We start from the raw sequence: 1,796 nt of genomic DNA, 5'->3' as shown, positions 1-1,796 counted from the left end.
CAATCGCCAACTGGTTGAAGCGATGATCAAAGTGAAGGCGCTAAATAAGATCAACACCCTTGGTCTGCCTAAATATCAGTAAGTTAAGTGAGTTTATTAGAGAGCTGCATTTGATCAACAAGGCCTTAATAAAGATAACTATAAGAGTGAGTGGGTTATTTCTCATTCAGGTCAACGAACCGTTGCGGCACTTGAGGCAATAACATCTATATGTGGAAGTGATGAAGATTATAAAGAAGAATTAGCAAAGTTAAAAAAGATTAAAATAACAGCTAAGCAAGACTTTTTAGATTCAAAAAATAACTTTACTTTATCTGATAATACTTTAAATATTGAAACAGGTCATAAGATGACTCGAAGAGCGTCTGATTATACTGATAAAATAAAATCTTTATTTTAAATTGATTGTTGTAATGATCTACTAAATGTAGATCATTACATTTTAGTCTATAACTAGAATGTTATAGCTCTTTTTCTATAGCATTCTGTACTGATTCAGCTCTTTCATCTATTTGATTCGCCGCATTCAATATTGGTGAATGATTTAAGGTTAAAATACCCTTGCTGTATGTTGCAAAGTGGTTAGCATTATGAACATTACCATAGTTTTGAATGATTAATTTTTTCAAATCTTCTTCTATCGCTTCTTTAGAAAATTCATCAGAACACATTTCTTTAAATGCTTTTATGGTTGGTTCAAAATAGATCATAGGCCAAGTTTGATCATATAAATGAGCGTAATCATCAATAGCAAGCGTTTCCCAATTTACTTCTATATCAAATTCGAATTTGGCTGCTTCGAAAATTTGTCTTTTAAGTGAATCGAAACGATTCTTTTCAAATTCTCTTGCTGCTTTTTTCTCTCTTAGTCCCATTGTCATTCCTTATTTATTTGACATGTTTATTAATGATTTAACTTAATGAATTACAAAGTTCTATTAAGTCCTTTTTCGATAAGTTGATTAATGCTGTGTGGTAGAGGCTCTGAGTAGTTAATTTTTATTGTTATAGTTTTATTGTTGAGCTTCAAATTAAACTTTGACATTTCGTCATTCTTAATGTGGAATGTGTGTACTTTATTTATTGCTGATAATGTAAAGTCATCATTAGTTAATTTTTTTATGTTTTCTGTTAAATAATCGATAACAATAGAAATTTTTTCAGCCTCAATATTGTTATTATATTTATCAGCAAAGAATTTAAATTCTAAATCATAACTTGATTTAAACATTTCTGACGTTAAATTTATTATTTCATCTATATCAATTATTTCTGATGTTGGCTGTTTGGTTTCTAAGTTTTTAAATAAATTTACTGTTGAATTTTGGTCTTTAATTGTTACGTGTGTTGCATAATTTAAATCAAAAATGGTTTTGTTTTTATCTTTATCAGATATGAGTACAGTGTTACTCTTTTCACTTAACTCTTCTAACCTGCCGGTAAAATTATTTCCAAACTTATCAAAAAGAGTAACTTCAAAAGAAGATTCTTGATTGATTAACCTGCTTATTAAATCTATTGGAGAGGGGATTGTTGGTTTTTCTTGGGTGTTAATCATGATATTCCTTATCTAGATTTAGTCCTTAATTTAGGGATATTATCTTTTTTTTTTGATTCAGACAATATCATTTTTCACTTTCTGTGTTAAAAACCTTTGTTTTATAGTCACTGCGGCGTTGTTTCCTAAAAGTTTGAACTATCTTGCCAGCCTGTGATCAGATCATCTATATCCTACTAGCCCGTGCAACAACAATGAGCAAAATCACAAACTGGTCTCACTATAATCAAGCCCTCGT

Annotated in this window: 2 protein-coding genes; both read right to left on the bottom strand. The window is 29.8% G+C overall.

Going from position 1 to position 1,796, the window contains the following annotated elements:
- Window positions 1-461 precede the first annotated feature (461 nt).
- Window positions 462-875, bottom strand: a complete 414-nt coding sequence (locus L1266_RS22140; RefSeq protein WP_054554047.1) for a hypothetical protein — start codon at window positions 873-875, stop codon at window positions 462-464.
- Between the two features lie 50 nt (window positions 876-925).
- A complete protein-coding gene (locus L1266_RS22135; protein ID WP_054554046.1) occupies window positions 926-1,558 on the bottom strand; it encodes a hypothetical protein in 633 nt (210 codons plus the stop codon).
- Between the last annotated feature and the right edge of the window lie 238 nt (window positions 1,559-1,796).

It is taken from the genome of Pseudoalteromonas sp. Cn5-37 (assembly GCF_021532495.1).
Classification (GTDB): domain Bacteria; phylum Pseudomonadota; class Gammaproteobacteria; order Enterobacterales; family Alteromonadaceae; genus Pseudoalteromonas; species Pseudoalteromonas simplex.
Note: the sequence above shows the minus strand (reverse complement) of the source record. Positions and strands in the feature narration are given on the sequence as shown.

What these genes read in the sequence shown, in the direction of transcription:
- L1266_RS22140 (WP_054554047.1), bottom strand. Translation starts at nt 875, where the DNA reads ATGGGACTAAGAGAGAAAAAAGCAGCAAGAGAATTTGAAAAGAATCGT.
- L1266_RS22135 (WP_054554046.1), bottom strand. Translation starts at nt 1,558, where the DNA reads ATGATTAACACCCAAGAAAAACCAACAATCCCCTCTCCAATAGATTTA.